The sequence below is a fragment of the Pseudomonas sp. 11/12A genome, assembly GCF_000800055.1.
Taxonomy (GTDB): domain Bacteria; phylum Pseudomonadota; class Gammaproteobacteria; order Pseudomonadales; family Pseudomonadaceae; genus Aquipseudomonas; species Aquipseudomonas mohnii.
This window is the reverse complement of record NZ_JUGV01000001.1, coordinates 5226396-5243139: the sequence shown is the minus strand read 5'-3', so window position 1 is coordinate 5243139 and position 16744 is coordinate 5226396. Positions and strand designations below refer to the sequence as shown.

The following is a 16744-nucleotide window of genomic DNA, read 5'->3' as shown; positions in this document are numbered from 1 at the left end:
TCAACCAGTACAGATGTGGCAGAAATCGACAATTCAGTGCTTCGAACAGCAAATCTGTATGGGGATAATACATGGCTGTTGAATCTGTAATGGTTTTGCTTGCCCGCGCATCATGGAATCTCTGGCTACCCAAGTAAACAGGAGCGATGAAAATGAACGGCTTGAGCGATGTGCGGCTGACGTTACACAGTCAGGAACTGGTGGCAGGGCAGGGCAACGGTGCGCAGAGATCCGTCATGCGCAACGCACCGTCCGGCCTGAGTCGCTGGGATCTGTTCTGGCACCGTCTGCACACGCGCAAGGCGTTGCTGAGGCTGACGCCCGAGCAGCTCAAGGATATCGGGCTGACCCGTGAACAGGCGCGGGAGGAGGGGCTCAAGCCTTTCTGGCGGATCTGAGTGGCGGACCAATCGCGAGCAAGCTCGCTCCCACAGGGATGAGATGGACCCGTGGGGGCAAGCTTGCTCGCGATGTAGCAGGTAAGAGCGAAACCAATCCTTCAAACCCACTCTTTCAGTCGATGCCACAACATCCCCAGCGCCAACAATGGCGAGCGCAGATGCTTGCCGCCGGGGAAGGTGATGTGTGGCACCTTGGCGAACAGATCGAACCCACCGCTGTGCTGGCCACTGATGGCCTCGGCCAGTAACCTGCCCGCCAGGTGCGTGGCATTCACACCATGGCCGGAATAGGCCTGAGCGTAATACACGTTCGGCTGGTCGTTGAGTCGACCGATCTGAGGCAAGCGGTTGGCGCCGATGCCGATCATGCCTCCCCATTGATAATCGATCTTCACGCCGGCCAACTGCGGGAACACGTCCAGCATTTTTGGCCGCATATAGGCGGCGATGTCTTTCGGGTCGCGACCTGAGTAATGGCAGGCGCCGCCGAACAGCAAGCGTCGATCCGCCGAGAGCCGGTAATAATCCAGTGCCACCCGCTGATCACAGACCGCCATGTTTTGCGGCAGCAAAGCGTGTGCCTGTTCCTCGCTCAATGGTTCGGTGGCGATGATGTAACTGCCGGCGGGCAACACCTTGCCGCTGAGCTGCGGGTTGAGTTGATTGAGGTAAGCATTGCAGCCCAGTACCAGGGTCTTGGCGCGGACCGAGCCTTGGGCGGTATGAACCTTGATCTCGGGGCCGTAATCGATTCGGGTAACGGCGGACTGTTCGAATAGTTTGACGCCCAATCGTTGTGCGGCAGCCGCTTCGCCCAGTGCCAGGTTCAGCGGGTGCAGGTGCCCGGAACCCATGTCGACAAGACCGCCGACGTAGCGCTCGGAGCCCACCACCGTGTGCATCTCATGGGGTTGCAGCAGGCGGGTTTCGTAGCGATAACCGAGGCTGCGCAGTTCTTCGGCGTCTTCGGCGAAACCTTCGAGGTCGCGGGGCTTGTTGGCCAGGTCGCAGTAGCCCCAGGTCAAGTCGCAGGGGATCTGAAATCGCTCGATGCGCTGTCGGACGATTTCCACCGCTTCCAGGCCCATGAGTTTCATCTGACGCACACCGTCCGCACCGATCACGTTGGCGAACTGATCGAGGCCGTGCCCGACACCGCGAATCAACTGCCCGCCATTGCGTCCGCTGGCGCCCCAACCGATCTTGTGCGCTTCGAGCAACACCACGCTGAGGCCGCGTTCGGCCAGTTCAAGTGCCGTGTTCAATCCCGAGAACCCGCCGCCGACCACGCACACGTCGGCCAGCACTTCGCCCTTGAGCACCGGAAGCTGCGGCTGCGGCAAGCTGCTGGCCGCGTAGTAGGAGGCCGTATGCGGGTGGTTCGAGACAGGTTGCCGAGCACGAGCAGTCATCTGCGTGATCCTGATTCTTGTGTTTATAAAATTTGACGGAGCATAAGCCGGACCTTCGCAGACGGGCAACATTGGTCGGTTGCTGCTGTCTGGAAAAGGGCTTTTGCGTCAGAATCACGCTCTATTCCGATATCGGTCACCGCTTCGATGAGCTGCAACAGTCAGAAAATCCGCACGCTTCGCCAGCAGATTCCCTCGTTCGAGTGCGTCCCCGGCTGCCATGACTGCTGTGGTCCGGTGACGACCTCGCCGGAAGAAATGTCGCGCCTGCCGCGCAAGACCCGGGCCGAGCAGGACGCGGCGATGGAGGCACTCAACTGTGTGCACCTGGGACCGAACGGTTGCACGGTGTATGAAGAGCGGCCGCTGATCTGCCGGTTGTTCGGCACGACCAAGAGCTTGCCGTGCCCTAATGGCCGGGGACCGGTGGAGCTGATTCATCCGCGGGTGGAGAAGCAGGTGTTCGAGTACATGGCTTCGAATCGGCAGGTCCTCGTCTAAGGCAAGACCGAGTCGCCTGTAATCGCTAGCGGGCTAGCTCCCACACTGGATCTGTGTCATGCACAGAATGTGTGTCCGCTGAAGATCAATTGTGGGAGCTAGCCTGCTAGCGATGGGGCCAGACCGGACAACGCAGCGCTTCAATCCGCAATCGGCAAATTCAAGCTCTCTTTCACCTCTTCCATCACGATGTAACTCTTGGATTCGCGCACATGGGGCAGCTTGAGCAGGATGTCGCCCAGCAGCTTGCGGTACGAGGCCATTTCGGAGATCCGTGCCTTCACCAGATAGTCGAAATCCCCTGACACCAAATGGCACTCCAGCACGTGTGGCAGCTTCAGCACCGCGCGTCGGAACTCTTCGAAAGTGTCGCCGGATTTGTAGTCGAGACTGATTTCCACGAACACCAGAAGGCTGCCCTTGAGGTGCTGCGGATTGAGCCGCGCGTAGTAACCCATGATGATCCCTTCGCGTTCCAGGCGCCGCACCCGCTCTGTGCAGGGCGTGGTCGAGAGTCCGACCTTCTCCCCCAGCTCGGTGAAGGAGATACGCCCGTCCGCTTGCAGGATCCGCAGGATGTTGCGGTCGATCTTGTCCAGCTCTCGTTTGGTTTGAGTGTTGGTACGCATAGGGGATGCGCCTCCGTGAAAAGGGTTTTTGCCGAGAATTGTCGCCAAATATAAGCGCTTATATAGTGAAAATCACTGGCTATTCTTTTTTACACTGCGCCTATCTAAAGCTCTGAACAACAAACGTCAGCGGTTAGCCGCATGAGGGATATGAAAATGCGCGTCATGGTCTTGGGTAGCGGCGTCATCGGTACCACCAGTGCTTACTATCTGGCGCGTGCCGGGTTTGAAGTGGTGGTCGTCGACCGGCAGCCGGCTGCCGCGATGGAGACCAGTTTCGCCAACGCCGGCCAGGTTTCGCCGGGTTATGCCTCGCCGTGGGCCGCACCGGGCGTGCCGCTCAAAGCCATCAAGTGGCTGTTGCAGCGTCACGCGCCGCTGGCGATCAAGGCCACTGGCGACATCGACCAATACCTGTGGATGGCGCAGATGCTGCGCAACTGCACCGCCAGCCGTTACGCGGTGAACAAGGAGCGCATGGTCCGTCTGTCCGAGTACAGCCGTGACTGCCTCGACGAATTGCGCGCCGAAACCGGCATTGCCTACGAAGGCCGCAGCCTCGGCACGACTCAACTGTTCCGTACCCAGGCCCAGCTCGACGGCGCCGCGAAAGACATCGCTGTGTTGAAAGAATCCGGCGTGCCGTTCGAACTGCTCGATCGCGAAGGCATTGCCCGCGTCGAACCGGCCCTGGCCAGCGTCACCGATATCCTCGCCGGTGCCCTGCGCCTGCCGAACGACCAGACTGGCGACTGCCAGATGTTCACCACCAAGCTGGCCGAGATGGCCGCGAACCTCGGTGTGCAATTCCGTTTCGGTCAGGACATTCAGCGCCTCGACTTCGCCGGCGATCGCATCAACGGTGTATGGATCGACGGCAAACTGGAAACCGCGGACCGCTACGTCCTGGCACTCGGCAGCTACTCGCCGCAACTGCTCAAGCCATTGGGCATCAAGGCCCCGGTGTATCCGCTCAAGGGTTACTCCCTGACCGTGCCGATCACCAACCCGGCAATGGCCCCGACCTCGACCATTCTCGACGAGACCTACAAGGTCGCAATCACCCGTTTCGACAACCGCATCCGCGTCGGCGGCATGGCTGAAATCGCCGGTTTTGACCTGTCGCTGAACCCGCGTCGGCGCGAAACCCTGGAGATGATCGTCAACGACCTTTATCCTCAGGGCGGTAATCTGGCCGAGGCCAGCTTCTGGACCGGCCTGCGTCCGACCACTCCGGACGGCACGCCGATCGTTGGCGCCACACCGTTCAAGAATCTGTTCCTGAACACCGGTCACGGCACCTTGGGCTGGACCATGGCTTGTGGTTCCGGCCGCTTGCTGGCTGATCTGATGGCCAAGAAGAAGCCGCAGATCAGCGCCGAAGGCCTCGATATTTCCCGTTATGGCAACAAAACCCAGGAGTCCGCAAAGCATGTCAATCCAGCGCCAGCTCACCAATGAGCGCATGAGTCAGATCGTCACCCACAACGGCACGGTTTATCTGGCCGGGCAGGTTGGCGACGACATGAACGCCGGGATTGAACAGCAGACTCGTGAAGCCCTCGCCAACATCGAGCGTTTGCTCGATCTGGCCGGGACCGACAAAAACCGTCTGCTGTCGGTGACGATTTACCTGAAAGACATTGATGCACACTTCGAAGGCATGAACTCGGTCTGGGACCAGTGGTTGCCCAAAGGCGCCACACCGGCCCGTGCTACCGTCGAAGCGAAACTGTGCGAACCGGAAATCCTGGTGGAGCTGTCGGTTGTAGCCGCTCTGCCATAAGCAAGTCTGAAAGATCCCTCTCCCGGCGCTGCTGGCGGCTAATGTCATCAGCCAGCGCCGGTTTTTCTTCCAAACGACCGACCAGAAGTCTGCCGCCATGCGCCCTGCCCGTGCCCTGATCGACCTTCAAGCCCTGCGTCATAACTACCAAATCGCCCGTGAAGTTTCGGGTGCCAAGGCCCTCGCGGTCATCAAGGCCGACGCTTATGGCCATGGCGCGGTGCGTTGCGCCCAGGCGCTGGAAGCCGAGGCCGACGGTTTTGCCGTGGCCTGCATCGAAGAAGCCCTGGAACTGCGGGCCGCGGGCATTCGTGCGCCGGTGCTGTTGCTGGAAGGTTTTTTCGAAGCCGATGAACTGTCGCTGATCGTCGAGCATGACTTCTGGTGCGTGGTGCATTCGCTGTGGCAGCTCGAAGCGATCGAGAAGGCTGCATTGAGCAAACCGATTGTGGTCTGGCTCAAACTCGATTCGGGCATGCACCGGGTGGGCCTGCATCCGAAGGATTACCAGGCGGCCTATCAACGTCTGCTGGCCAGTGGCAAGGTCGCGAAGATCGTACTGATGAGCCACTTCGCCCGTGCAGATGAGTTGCACAGTCAAGCGAGCGCCGAGCAGGTCGCGGTGTTTGAAGCGGCGCGTCAGGGGTTGTCGGCCGAGGTCAGCCTGCGCAACTCGCCGGCGGTGCTCGGTTGGCCGCAGGTACCGAGCGATTGGGTGCGCCCGGGCATCATGCTCTACGGCGCCACGCCATTCGAAGAAGCCAATGCCCTGGCTGCACGCCTGCAACCGGTGATGACCCTCGAATCGAAAGTGATCTGCGTGCGTGAACTGCCGGCCGGCGAGCCGATTGGTTATGGCGCCAAATTCATCACCCAGAAACCGATGCGCGTTGGCGTGGTGGCCATGGGTTACGCCGATGGCTACCCGCGCCAGGCGCCGACCGGCACGCCAGTGTTGGTTGCCGGGCAACGTAGCCAGTTGATCGGTCGCGTGTCGATGGACATGCTGTGCATCGACCTGACCGATGTGCCGCAAGCGGGCCTGGGTTCTACCGTGGAGCTGTGGGGCAAGAACATTCTGGCCAGCGACGTGGCCATTGCGGCCGGGACAATTCCTTACCAGATCTTCTGTAACCTGCGCCGGGTGCCACTGCTCTATTCCGGGGCCTGAGGCCAGACAGGCCGGACCGGAAGTTGTCTCGCCGAACAGGATTCAGGTCAAAGTGTTGTAAATACTGAACGCTGTCGCCATGATAACGCTCATTATTCCAACAACCTGAATTCCTGGAGGCTCCAGCATTGGACGTCGGTGAGCGACTGCAATCAATCCGTAAGCTCAAAGGTCTTTCCCAGCGTGAGCTCGCCAAGCGCGCGGGCGTCACCAACAGCACCATTTCGATGATCGAGAAGAACAGCGTCAGCCCCTCGATCAGCTCGCTGCGCAAAGTGTTGGGCGGGATTCCCATGTCCATGGTCGAGTTCTTCTCGGAAGAAATCCTGCAGGAAAAACCGGCTCAGATCGTCTACAAAGCCAACGAGCTGATCGATATTTCCGATGGCGCAGTGACCATGAAACTGGTTGGCCGGGCACACCCGAGTCGGGCGATCACGTTCCTCACTGAAATCTACCCGCCAGGCGCCGATACCGGTGAAGAGATGCTCACCCATGAGGGCGAGGAAACCGGCATTTTGGTCGAGGGACGGCTGGAACTGGTAGTGGGACTCGAAACATTTGTGCTCGAGGCGGGCGATAGCTACTACTTTGAAAGTACCAAGCCGCATCGTTTCCGTAATCCGTTCGATACGCCGGCGCGACTAATCAGCGCAGCTACACCGGCGAACTTTTAAGGAAAGAGGCGCCCTGCCAGCATGGCCGAGGCCCCCGGGCGGTTTTACCGTTACGCAACAAGACCCCTTCGACTTTGGGGTTGTTTCAGTGTCGCGGGCTTACCGCTATACTTGCGCCCGCCTGCGAACCGTGGCCGTAGGCGTGACTAGCCACCATTGAGGGTGAACGCGTGAATCTAATTATGAAAATGCTGGCTGCACCAGCAACCGTATTGGCCCTCTGGGCTGTCAGCGCTCAAGCTGCGACCAACGACGATATTGCCAAGCGCCTTGAGCCAGTCGGCCAAGTGTGTGTTCAGGGTAAAGAGTGCAAAGGCATGGAAGTCGCCGCCTCTGCCGGCGGCGGTGGCGGTGCCAAGACGCCTGACGAAGTGATTGCAAAACATTGCAACGCTTGCCACGGCTCCGGCCTGCTGGGCGCACCGAAAATCGGTGATGCCGCTGCCTGGAAAGATCGTGCCGATCACCAGGGCGGCCTGGACGGCATCCTGGCCAAAGCCATTACCGGTATCAACTCGATGCCGCCTAAAGGCACTTGCGCCGATTGCTCCGACGCCGAGCTCAAAGGCGCGATCCAGAAGATGTCCGGCCTGAAGTAAGGCGCTGCATCTTTCGCAAAAAACCGTCTCCGGACGGTTTTTTTGTGCCCGCGGATCGCCGCTCGCTCCTACAGGGTTTTGTGTTGCTTGCAGGCTGTTCATTGCAACCAAGACCCGGCAAGCTCAGTCCAACCCCGCATCATGGAATGTCAGGAGGTTTGGATGGTTCAGCTGTGTTCTATCGAGCAAGCGGTTGATGACGTGTTGGCACGGTTGCCGGCGCATATTCACATGGGCCTGCCTTTGGGCCTGGGCAAGCCCAATCACTTCGTCAACGCGTTGTATCAACGTATCGCGCAATTGCCGCAGCGACGGCTGACGATCTACACCGCGCTGTGCCTGGGGCGCCCCGCGCTGGGTGACGGGTTGCAAAAGCGTTTCCTCGAACCCTTCACCGAACGGGTTTTCGGCGATTACCCGGAACTGGATTTCCTTGCCGACCTGCGTCGCGACAGCTTGCCGCGCAACATCCATATCCAGCAGTTTTTCATGCAGCCCGGCAGTCTGCTGCACAGTGAATCGGCCCAGCAGGATTACATCAGCAGCAACTACAGCCATGCCGCGCGGGATATCAACGCCGCCGGGTTGAACCTGGTTGCGCAGTTGGTGGCCAGTCATGCCGAGCATCCAGACCGCTTGAGCCTGAGCTGCAACCCGGACATCACCCTCGACCTGTTGCCAATGATCGCCAGGCGCCGGGCCGCCGGGGAGACGATCCTGATGCTTGGCCAGGTGCACAACGATTTGCCCTACATGCCCGGTGATGCCGAGGTCGGCATCGATACGTTTGATCTGCTGATCGACGAAAAGGACAACACCACGCTGTTCTCCACGCCGAACATGCCGGTGGGGTTCCAGGATCACTTCATCGGATTGCACGCCAGCACGCTGGTGCGCGATGGCGGCACCTTGCAGATCGGCATCGGCGCCATGGGCGATGCGCTGACTGCCGCGTTGCTGGCACGGCAGGCCGATAACAGCGGCTACAAGACCTTGTTGGCGGATCTGAATCTGAGCCAGTGGGCTCAATTGATCGACCGCGAAGGCGGCACCGAGCCGTTCGCCAAAGGTCTTTACGGTTGCAGCGAAATGTTCGTCAACGGCCTGCTGGTGCTGGCGGATGCCGGGATCGTACGGCGCAAGGTCTACCCGGATGTGCCGACCCAGCAACAGGCGAATGCCGGTACCCTGGACGAAGCGGCACAGACTGACGGCATTTCGGTGCATGGCGGCTTCTTTCTCGGGCCGCGCAGTTTCTATGAGCGCTTGCGCGAATGGCCGCAAGGCAAGCGGCTCGAATTCAACATGACCCGTATCAGCTACATCAACGAACTCTATGGCCAGGAAGAGTTGAAGCGCTTGCAGCGCCTCGATGCACGGTTCATCAACACCGCATTCACCATGACCTTGCTCGGCGCGGGCGTGGCGGATCAGCTTGAGGACGGACGCGTGCTCAGCGGGGTGGGCGGGCAGTACAACTTCGTAGCCCAGGGCCATGCGTTGCAGGGCGCACGCTCGGTGCTACTGCTGCGCAGCTGGCGCGAGTCGGGCGGCGACGTCAGTTCCAATATGGTTTGGGAGTATGGTCACTGCACGATACCGCGGCATTTGCGCGACATCGTGGTCACCGAGTACGGCATCGCCGATCTGCGGGGCAAGACCGATGCGGCAGTGATTGAGGCGTTGTTGAATATCAGCGACTCACGTTTCCAGCCGGGGCTGATCGAGCAGGCGCAGAAGGTCGGCAAATTGCCGAAGGATTTCCGTCTCGATCCGCGTTTCACCGACAACAGCCCGCAACGTCTGCAGGCGATTCAGGCGCGGCACCCGCACTTGTTTCCGGAGTATCCGTTGGGCTGCGATTTTACGGAAGTGGAGCGGGACTTGTTGCGGGCGCTGAATTGGCTCAAGAGCAAATTCAAGCTGAGCGAGATTCTGGAGTTGGGCAAGGCTGCGCTGGATGCGCCGGAGCCCGATGCGTTTCCTGAACACTTGGAACGCATGCAGCTGACCAACCCGGAAGGATTGAAAGAGGATTTGTATCAGCGATTGTTGCTCGCGGGCCTTAAGGCCACCGCACAATAACGCCCACCGCAAAACCGACTGTGGGAGCCAGCCTGCTGGCGATTGCTATCTGTCAGTCATGAAGGTTTCGACTCACACGGCGCCATCGCCAGCAGGCTGGCTCCCACAGGTATTGCAGTGTTCGGGCGTTACTCGATGAAGGTCACGACGCCGCCGGCCAGCGACTGCACGCGAGCCAGGGACTCGACGCGATAGCCCTGCGCATCCAGCTCCGCACGACCGCCCTGGAACGACTTCTCGATCACGATCCCCAAACCAGCCACGGTGGCGCCGGCCTGCTTGATGATCGAAATCAGTGCCTGGGACGCCTTACCGTTGGCCAGGAAGTCGTCGATGATCAGTACGCGGTCGCTGCTGGTCAGGTGGCGCGGGGAGATCGCGACGGTGCTCTCGGTCTGCTTGGTGAACGAGTAGACGGTCGCCGACAGCAGGTTTTCGGTCAGGGTCAGGGACTGGTGCTTGCGGGCGAAAATCACCGGTACGCCAAGGTTCAGGCCCGTCATGATCGCCGGGGCGATGCCCGAGGCTTCGATGGTGACGATCTTGGTGATGCCCGAGTCCTTGAACAGCAAGGCGAACTCGTCGCCGATCAGCTTCATCAGGGCAGGGTCGATCTGGTGGTTCAGAAAGGCATCGACCTTCAGGACCTGGTCGGAAAGCACGATGCCTTGTTCGCGAATTTTCTGGTGCAGTGCTTCCATGAAGCTGTCCTCTTTTGGCGTCTTTTGCGCCGAAGGTCTAGTAAAAGTGGTCAATTCTAGCGCTTTAACATCGCGCGTATATCCGCCAATGCGCTATTGCCGCGAACGGCTTTGACTTCGGTCGGGGTGTCGTCGTTGCCTTCCCAGGCCAGGTCGTCCGGCGGCAGTTCATCGAGGAAGCGACTCGGTGCGCAGTCGATGATCTCGCCGTATTGCTTGCGCTTGGCGGCAAAGGTGAAGGCCAGGGTCTGACGCGCGCGGGTGATCCCGACGTAGGCAAGTCGGCGTTCTTCTTCGATGGTGTCGGCTTCGATGCTGGAGCGGTGCGGGAGGATTTCCTCTTCCATGCCCATGATGAACACGTAAGGGAATTCCAGGCCCTTGGAGGCGTGCAGGGTCATCATCTGCACACCTTCGGCACCGTCTTCCTCTTCCTGTTGACGCTCCAGCATGTCGCGCAGCACCAGTTTGCCGATGGCGTCTTCGACGGTCATTTCGCCGTCTTCGTCTTTTTCCAGGGTGTTCTTCAGTGCCTCGATGAGGAACCAGACGTTACCCATGCGGTAGTCGGCGGCCTTGTCGCTGGAGCTGTTGGTACGCAGCCAGTTCTCGTAGTCGATGTCCATGACCATGCTGCGCAGGGCCGAGATCGGGTCTTCGCCGGCGCATTGTTCGCGCACCTTGTCCATGAAGCGCTTGAAGCGCGACAGGCGATCGGTGAAGCGTGAATCCAGGTGCTCGCCCAGGCCGATTTCGTCGGTGGCGGCGTACATCGAGATTTTTCGCTCGGTGGCGTAGTTGCCCAGCTTCTCCAGCGTCGTCGAACCGATTTCACGGCGCGGGACGTTGATCACCCGCAGGAAGGCGTTGTCGTCGTCCGGGTTCACGATCAGGCGGAAGTAGGCCATCAGGTCTTTCACTTCCTGGCGTCCGAAAAAGCTGTTGCCGCCGGACAGGCGATACGGCACCTGGTGGTGCTGCAATTTCAGCTCGATCAGCTTGGCCTGGTAGTTACCGCGATACAGGATGGCGAAATCGCTGTAAGGGCGATCGGTGCGCAAGTGCAGGCTGAGGATTTCCACGGCCACGCGCTCGGCTTCGGCGTCTTCGTTGCGGCAGCGGATCACGCGGATCTCGTCGCCGTGGCCCATTTCACTCCACAGCTGCTTTTCGAATTCGTGGGGGTTGTTCGAAATCAGCACGTTGGCGCAGCGCAGGATGCGGCTGGTGGAGCGATAGTTCTGCTCCAGCATCACCACTTTCAACGACGGGTAGTCGTCCTTGAGCAGCATCAGGTTTTCCGGGCGCGCGCCGCGCCAGGCATAGATCGACTGGTCGTCGTCGCCCACCACGGTGAACTGGTTACGTTTGCCGATGAGCATTTTCACCAGCAGGTACTGGCTGGCGTTGGTGTCCTGGTATTCGTCCACCAGCAGGTAGCGCACCTTGTTCTGCCACTTTTCCAGGATGTCGGCGTGTTCTTCGAACAGCTTCACCGGCAGCAGGATCAAGTCGTCGAAGTCCACCGCGTTGAACGCCTTGAGCGTGCGCTGGTAGTGGGTGTAGACGATGGCAGCCGTCTGTTCCTTGGGGTTGCGTGCGTTTTCCAGGGCCTGGGGCGGCAGGATCAGGTCGTTCTTCCAGGCGCCGATCATGTTCTTGATCTCGTCGACGCCGTCGTCGCCCGAGTATTCCTTCTGCATGATGTCGGTCATCAGGGCCTTGACGTCGGCCTCGTCGAAAATCGAGAAGCCCGGCTTATAGCCCAGCCGCGCGTGCTCCTTGCGGATGATGTTCAGGCCCAGGTTGTGGAAGGTACAGACCGTCAAGCCGCGGCCTTCACCGGCGCGCAGCAGCGTGCCGACCCGTTCCTTCATCTCGCGCGCCGCCTTGTTGGTAAAGGTCATGGCGACGATGTACTGGGCGCGGATGCCACAGTTCTGGATCAAATGTGCGATCTTGCGCGTGATCACGCTGGTCTTGCCGGAGCCAGCGCCGGCGAGCACCAAAAGAGGGCCGCCGACGTAGCTCACGGCTTCTTGCTGCCGGGGATTGAGTCGGGACATACGTAAATTCAGGAGTCAGTACGAAATGGGCCGGCATTTTAACAGGCTCAGCGATTTGTGCTGCTCTGTCCGACTTGTGACGTACAACGCGATCTCTATTTGCCGGTTTTGTTACTTTCACGCAGGATGCGCGACCAAATTGCGTCTACTGTTCGTAATTCCGGATACAAAGGCTTCGTTTTGATAACTGATGTCATTGGTCATTGGTTATCGGCACGGCATAATGCCCACCGCCTACATATTTGCAGAGTCTAGGGAGCTAGCTTGTCTACGCCTGTCGAACCCTTGCGTTTGCTGCTACTGGCCGAAGAGCCAGCGTGGGCAGCGTTGTTGCGCGAGTGTCTGGCTCCGATGGGGAGCTCGGCCGTGCTCATCAGCGCGCCGAGTTGGGAGTCGGTCAGCAGTCTGTTCGATGACAACCGCAGTGCGGTGTTGTTGACCGTCCCGGCTCTTCAGCCGGCGCCTGGCCGTTGCTGTCTGCCGACGGTGTTGCTGCTTGAACATGAACCGCTGACTCCACCCGACGGTGTGAGTGACTGGCTGGTACGCGAGCATCTCGACCCGAGCATGCTGCGCCGGTGCCTGCGGCATGTGCGTGAGCGTGGCGTGCTGGAAACCACCCTGCAACGACTCGCCGAGCAAGACCCGCTCACCGGCATTGCCAATCGCCAGGGCTTCCAGACCTTGCTGACGGCGCGATTGGCCGAAAACGAGGGGCGAGGCCTGGCGCTGGGTCACCTGGACCTCGATAACTTCCGTCATGCCAACGACGCCCTCGGCCATCAGGCCGGTGACCGGTTGATCCTGCAAGTGGTCGCGCGGCTCAAAAGCCAGCTTGAGGCCGGCGATCAACTGGCACGGCTGGGCAGCGATGAATTCGCGTTGCTGATCGACACCCGCCGCGCGCCTCAACGCGCGGAATGGATGGCCGAGCGCATCACCGAAGCGCTGGCCGAGCCGTATTGGGTCGATGGTGAGAGCCTGCTGATCGGTTCCAGCCTGGGCATTGCCCACGCCCGGGCCCAGGCCGGTGCCGATCCGTTGATGTGGCATGCGCACATCGCCATGCAACAGGCCAAGAGCACTCAGGGCTGTACCTTCCATATCTTCAACGAACGCATCAACCGCAATGCCCGCAGCATCGCCGATCTCGAAAGCGAACTGCGCCGGGCATTGCGCCGCGATGAGCTGGAACTGCATTACCAGCCACGCCTGAACCTTGAGGACGGGCAAATCGTCGGACTCGAGGCGTTGGTGCGCTGGCGCCACGGCGAGCGTGGCTTGCTGCCACCGAGCGAGTTCGTGCCGCTGGCCGAGCAAAGCGGTCTGATCGTGCCGCTGGGGTACTGGGTCATTTCCCGGGCCTTGCGCGACATGCAGGCATTGCTCGAGCTCGGGATACCGCCATTACACATGGCGATCAACCTGTCATTCCGACAGTTTCAAGACAGTCAGTTGCTCTCGACCCTGAGCCGGCTGATTGCTGAACGTGGCGTCGAGGCGCAATGGCTGGAGTTCGAATTGACCGAAACCGCGGTCATGCGCCGCAGCGATCTGGTGAAGCAGACCATGGATGCCCTCGGGCGCCTTGGGGTGCGCTTCTCCCTCGACGACTTCGGCACCGGGTTTTCCTCGTTCGTACACCTCAATAGCCTGCCGATCACCTTGCTGAAGATCGACAAGAGTTTTGTCGGCGGCATGGAGCAACGGGAAGAGAATCGCAAACTGGTCCACGCGATGATCAACCTGGCGCACAACCTCAACCTCGAAGTCGTCGCCGAAGGGGTGGAGACGTCGGAGCAACTGGACTTGTTGCGCGGGTTTGAGTGCGATCAGGTACAGGGTTATCTGATCAGCAAGCCCTTGGCCTTGGCGGATTTGGTGGAGTACCTGACGTTTGACTCCAGTCAGAAGGCGCCGCTGGAAATCGTCAGCTGACCGCGAATAATCGGCTGCCACGGAGCCCTGTAGGAGCGAGCTTGCTCGCGATGATCGACAACGATAACGCTGGTTCGCAGGTGCACCGCGGCGTTCTCAGGTTTATCGCGAGCAAGCTCGCTCCTACAAGGGATCTCAGTCGGTCTGAGCAACCCCGAAGCGCTGCTCTGATGGTGTGTCCCGCCGAATCATGCGCTTCATCTTCCACTCGAACGCCAGTGTCAGGCTCACCGCCGAACACGCCAGGCCCAGCGCCAGGCCCCACCAGACGCCCGTCGGCCCCCATTGCAAGTCGAACGCCATCCACCAGGCGGCTGGCGCGCCGATTAGCCAATAGCAAGCCAGACCAACCAGGAACGTGGTCTTGGCGTCCTTGAGGCCACGAATGCAGCCCATGGCGATGGTTTGCGTCCCGTCGAACAGCTCGAACCACGCCGCCACCGCCAACAGGCTCACCGCCAGGTGGATGACGTCGCGAAACGCCGGGTCGTTGTGGTCAAGAAACAGCCCCACCAACTGGTTCGGCAACAGCCAGAACACCATCGCAAAACACAGCATCGCCGCGGCACCGAAAGCGAGGCCGACCCGGCCAGCCAGTCGTGCATCGGGCAGTTGCCCGGCGCCGTAGTGCTGGCCGATGCGCATGGTGATCGCGTAGGAAATCCCCGCCGGCACCATGAACGCCACCGAAACGATCTGCAGTGCGATCTGGTGTGCTGCCAATGGCGTGCTGCCCATGGTGCCCATGCACAGCGCCGCGAAGGCAAACAACCCGACCTCCACTGCGTAGGTGCCGCCAATCGGCAGGCCCAGACGCCACAGCTCTTTCAGGTACGGCCGGTTGAGCCGCAGCAGGCCATGACGTAGCGGATAGGCGTCGTAAGCCGGATGCCGACGAATGTGCAGCGCCAATGCCAGGGCCATGAGGTTGGCGACAATCGCCGTGACCAGGCCAATACCCATCAGCCCCAGTTTCGGCAGGCCGAACATGCCGGTAATCAGGGCGTAGTTGAGCAGGAAGTTCGCCACCGTACCGCCCAGGCTGATCACCATCACTGGCGTGGCCCGGCCGATGGCGCTGGTGAAACCACGCAGGGCCATGAAGCTCAGGTAGCCGGGCAGGGCGAATGGCAGAAAGATCAGAAACTGACCCGCCGACTGGACGTTGATCTCAGCCTGGCCGAACAGCAGCAGCACCGGTTTCAGATTCCACAGCAGCAAACCGGCGACCAGCGCCATCAGCCACGCCAGCCACAATCCGGCCTGGGTCAACCGGGTCGCGCCGAGGATATCGCCGGCACCCTGACGGATCGCCACCAGGGTGCCGACCGCAGCAATGACGCCGATGCAAAAAATCGACACGAACGAATAGGTCGCCGCGCCGAGTCCACCACCGGCCAATGCCTCGGGACTCAGGCGCGCCATCATCAAGGTGTCGGTGAGGACCATCAACATGTGCGCCAACTGCGAGGCAATCAACGGCCCCGCCAGCCGCAGGATGGCCCAGAGTTCAATACGCGCTGGATGCTGCATGGTCATCACGCTCGTTTATCAAAGAGGACAGGAAAGCGTCGATTCTCGACGCTCTGCACGGATTACACAAAGGGATAAAAAGGATGGGTGGCATGATTAAAACTCATGCTGGAGAGTTTCTGCTAGGGTGGCCTAATCCCGCTGTAGGAGCTTTCCCAATGTCACGTCGCCTTCCTCCCTTGTATGCCTTGCGCGCATTCGAAGCTGCGGCGCGGCACAGTTCGTTCACGCGAGCGGCTGAAGAACTGTCGATCACCCAGAGTGCGGTCAGCCGGCACATTCGTACGCTCGAAGAGCACTTTGCCTGCCGCCTGTTTCATCGCAGTGGTCGCCATCTGCAACTGACCGAATCGGCTCGCTTGCTGTTGCCGGGCATCCGCGAGGGGTTCACCGCACTGGAGCGTGCCTGTAACACCCTGCGCGCCGAGGACGACATCCTGCGCATGAAAGCCCCGTCGACCCTGACCATGCGCTGGTTGCTGGCGCGCCTGAGTCGCTTCCGCCATTTGCAACCGGGCAACGAGGTGCAATTGACCAGCGCCTGGATGGATATCGATTCGGTGGATTTCAACGACGAGCCATTCGACTGTGCCGTGTTGCTGAGCAACGGGCACTTCCCGCCGGATTGGGAGGCGAGTGACCTGTTTCCCGAGGAACTGATCCCGGTGGGCGCGCCCAACCTGCCGAGCGATCAGCCCTGGGACGCGGTGCGCCTGGCGAACACCGAGTTGCTGCACCCGACACCGGACCGGCGCGACTGGCGTAACTGGCTGGAGCGCATGGGCCTGGCCGATCAAGTGTCACTCAAGGGGGGGCAGGTGTTCGATACGCTGGAACTGGGCATGATCGCGGCCGCCCGCGGCTACGGCGTGTCCATGGGGGATCTGCTGATGGTGGCGGAGGATGTGGCGCAGGGACGCTTGAGCCTGCCATGGCCGACGGCGGTCGCCAGCGGCGAGCGTTATTACCTGGTCTGGCCGAAAACCCGTCCCGGTGGCGAGCGCATGCGTCGGCTCAGCGATTTCCTGCAAAGTGAAGTCCGGGCCATGGAATTGCCGGAAGTCGAGCACTTGAGCTGAAACGATAGAGCCGCCGCAATGGCGGCCTTAAGCAATATCCCGGTTTTTTACTCAAGTATTCCCTCCCTCCGCCGAAAATCTGCAAGTGGGACCTTCGTGCAGGTTCGACGCTTTCCCCATTATCAGAAATTTTGCTGAGTGTGCGTTGCGATCAGGATGATCCGGG

At 60.4% G+C, this 16744-nt stretch carries 15 protein-coding genes; 10 read left to right on the top strand and 5 right to left on the bottom strand.

Annotation, left to right across the window (positions count from 1 at the left end; translation table 11 throughout):
- Positions 1-152 precede the first annotated feature (152 nt).
- Complete coding sequence (locus GQ39_RS24175; protein WP_047535061.1) at positions 153-398, top strand: DUF1127 domain-containing protein; 246 nt, start codon at positions 153-155, stop codon at positions 396-398.
- A 101-nt stretch (positions 399-499) separates the two neighbouring features.
- Here the strand turns inward: GQ39_RS24175 and GQ39_RS24170 are convergent, their stop codons facing one another.
- Positions 500-1813, bottom strand: a complete 1314-nt coding sequence (locus tag GQ39_RS24170) for an NAD(P)/FAD-dependent oxidoreductase (protein WP_047535060.1) — start codon at positions 1811-1813, stop codon at positions 500-502.
- A 147-nt stretch (positions 1814-1960) separates the two neighbouring features.
- Here GQ39_RS24170 and GQ39_RS24165 point away from each other — a divergent pair, with 147 nt between their 5' ends.
- A complete protein-coding gene (locus tag GQ39_RS24165; protein WP_047535059.1) occupies positions 1961-2314 on the top strand; it encodes a YkgJ family cysteine cluster protein in 354 nt (117 codons plus the stop codon).
- 140 nt (positions 2315-2454) lie between these two features.
- Here the strand turns inward: GQ39_RS24165 and GQ39_RS24160 are convergent, their stop codons facing one another.
- A complete protein-coding gene (locus GQ39_RS24160) occupies positions 2455-2943 on the bottom strand; it encodes an Lrp/AsnC ligand binding domain-containing protein (protein WP_047535058.1) in 489 nt (162 codons plus the stop codon).
- Between the two features lie 156 nt (positions 2944-3099).
- On the opposite strand from GQ39_RS24160, the gene dadA reads away from it, so the two are divergent.
- The 6 genes from dadA (at position 3100) to GQ39_RS24130 (ending at position 9261) form a co-directional block, all read left to right on the top strand.
- Positions 3100-4404, top strand: coding sequence for a D-amino acid dehydrogenase (dadA, locus tag GQ39_RS24155; protein WP_047539144.1), 1305 nt, complete (start codon positions 3100-3102; stop codon positions 4402-4404).
- Positions 4376-4729 (top strand): RidA family protein, encoded by a 354-nt coding sequence (locus GQ39_RS24150; protein WP_047535056.1) that lies wholly within the window; start codon positions 4376-4378, stop codon positions 4727-4729. Before dadA ends, GQ39_RS24150 begins: the two co-directional genes overlap by 29 nt.
- Before the next feature lie 97 nt (positions 4730-4826).
- Positions 4827-5900, top strand: coding sequence for an alanine racemase (gene alr, locus GQ39_RS24145; RefSeq protein WP_047535055.1), 1074 nt, complete (start codon positions 4827-4829; stop codon positions 5898-5900).
- Positions 5901-6028: 128 nt separating this feature from the next.
- Entirely contained in the window at positions 6029-6577 is a 549-nt protein-coding gene (locus tag GQ39_RS24140; protein ID WP_047535054.1) for a cupin domain-containing protein, read from the top strand.
- A gap of 182 nt (positions 6578-6759) precedes the next feature.
- Positions 6760-7176, top strand: coding sequence for a c-type cytochrome (locus GQ39_RS24135; protein ID WP_047535053.1), 417 nt, complete (start codon positions 6760-6762; stop codon positions 7174-7176).
- Between the two features lie 162 nt (positions 7177-7338).
- On the top strand, positions 7339-9261 hold the full coding sequence (locus GQ39_RS24130) for an acetyl-CoA hydrolase/transferase C-terminal domain-containing protein (protein WP_047535052.1): 1923 nt from the start codon (positions 7339-7341) through the stop codon (positions 9259-9261).
- 128 nt (positions 9262-9389) lie between these two features.
- Here the strand turns inward: GQ39_RS24130 and GQ39_RS24125 are convergent, their stop codons facing one another.
- Both GQ39_RS24125 and rep read right to left on the bottom strand, forming a co-directional pair.
- A complete protein-coding gene (locus GQ39_RS24125; protein WP_047535050.1) occupies positions 9390-9962 on the bottom strand; it encodes a xanthine phosphoribosyltransferase in 573 nt (190 codons plus the stop codon).
- A gap of 56 nt (positions 9963-10018) precedes the next feature.
- Complete coding sequence (gene rep, locus GQ39_RS24120) at positions 10019-12028, bottom strand: DNA helicase Rep (protein WP_047535049.1); 2010 nt, start codon at positions 12026-12028, stop codon at positions 10019-10021.
- 264 nt (positions 12029-12292) lie between these two features.
- Between rep and GQ39_RS24115 the strand changes: the two genes are divergently transcribed.
- Positions 12293-13966, top strand: coding sequence for a putative bifunctional diguanylate cyclase/phosphodiesterase (locus GQ39_RS24115; RefSeq protein ID WP_047535048.1), 1674 nt, complete (start codon positions 12293-12295; stop codon positions 13964-13966).
- A gap of 135 nt (positions 13967-14101) precedes the next feature.
- Here GQ39_RS24115 and GQ39_RS24110 read toward each other — a convergent pair whose 3' ends face one another.
- Entirely contained in the window at positions 14102-15499 is a 1398-nt protein-coding gene (locus GQ39_RS24110; RefSeq protein ID WP_047539141.1) for a NorM family multidrug efflux MATE transporter, read from the bottom strand.
- A 158-nt stretch (positions 15500-15657) separates the two neighbouring features.
- Between GQ39_RS24110 and GQ39_RS24105 the strand changes: the two genes are divergently transcribed.
- Positions 15658-16578 carry a LysR substrate-binding domain-containing protein gene (locus tag GQ39_RS24105; protein WP_047535047.1) on the top strand — a complete coding sequence of 307 codons (921 nt, stop codon included), beginning with the start codon at positions 15658-15660 and terminating at the stop codon, positions 16576-16578.
- Positions 16579-16744: the final 166 nt, after the last annotated feature.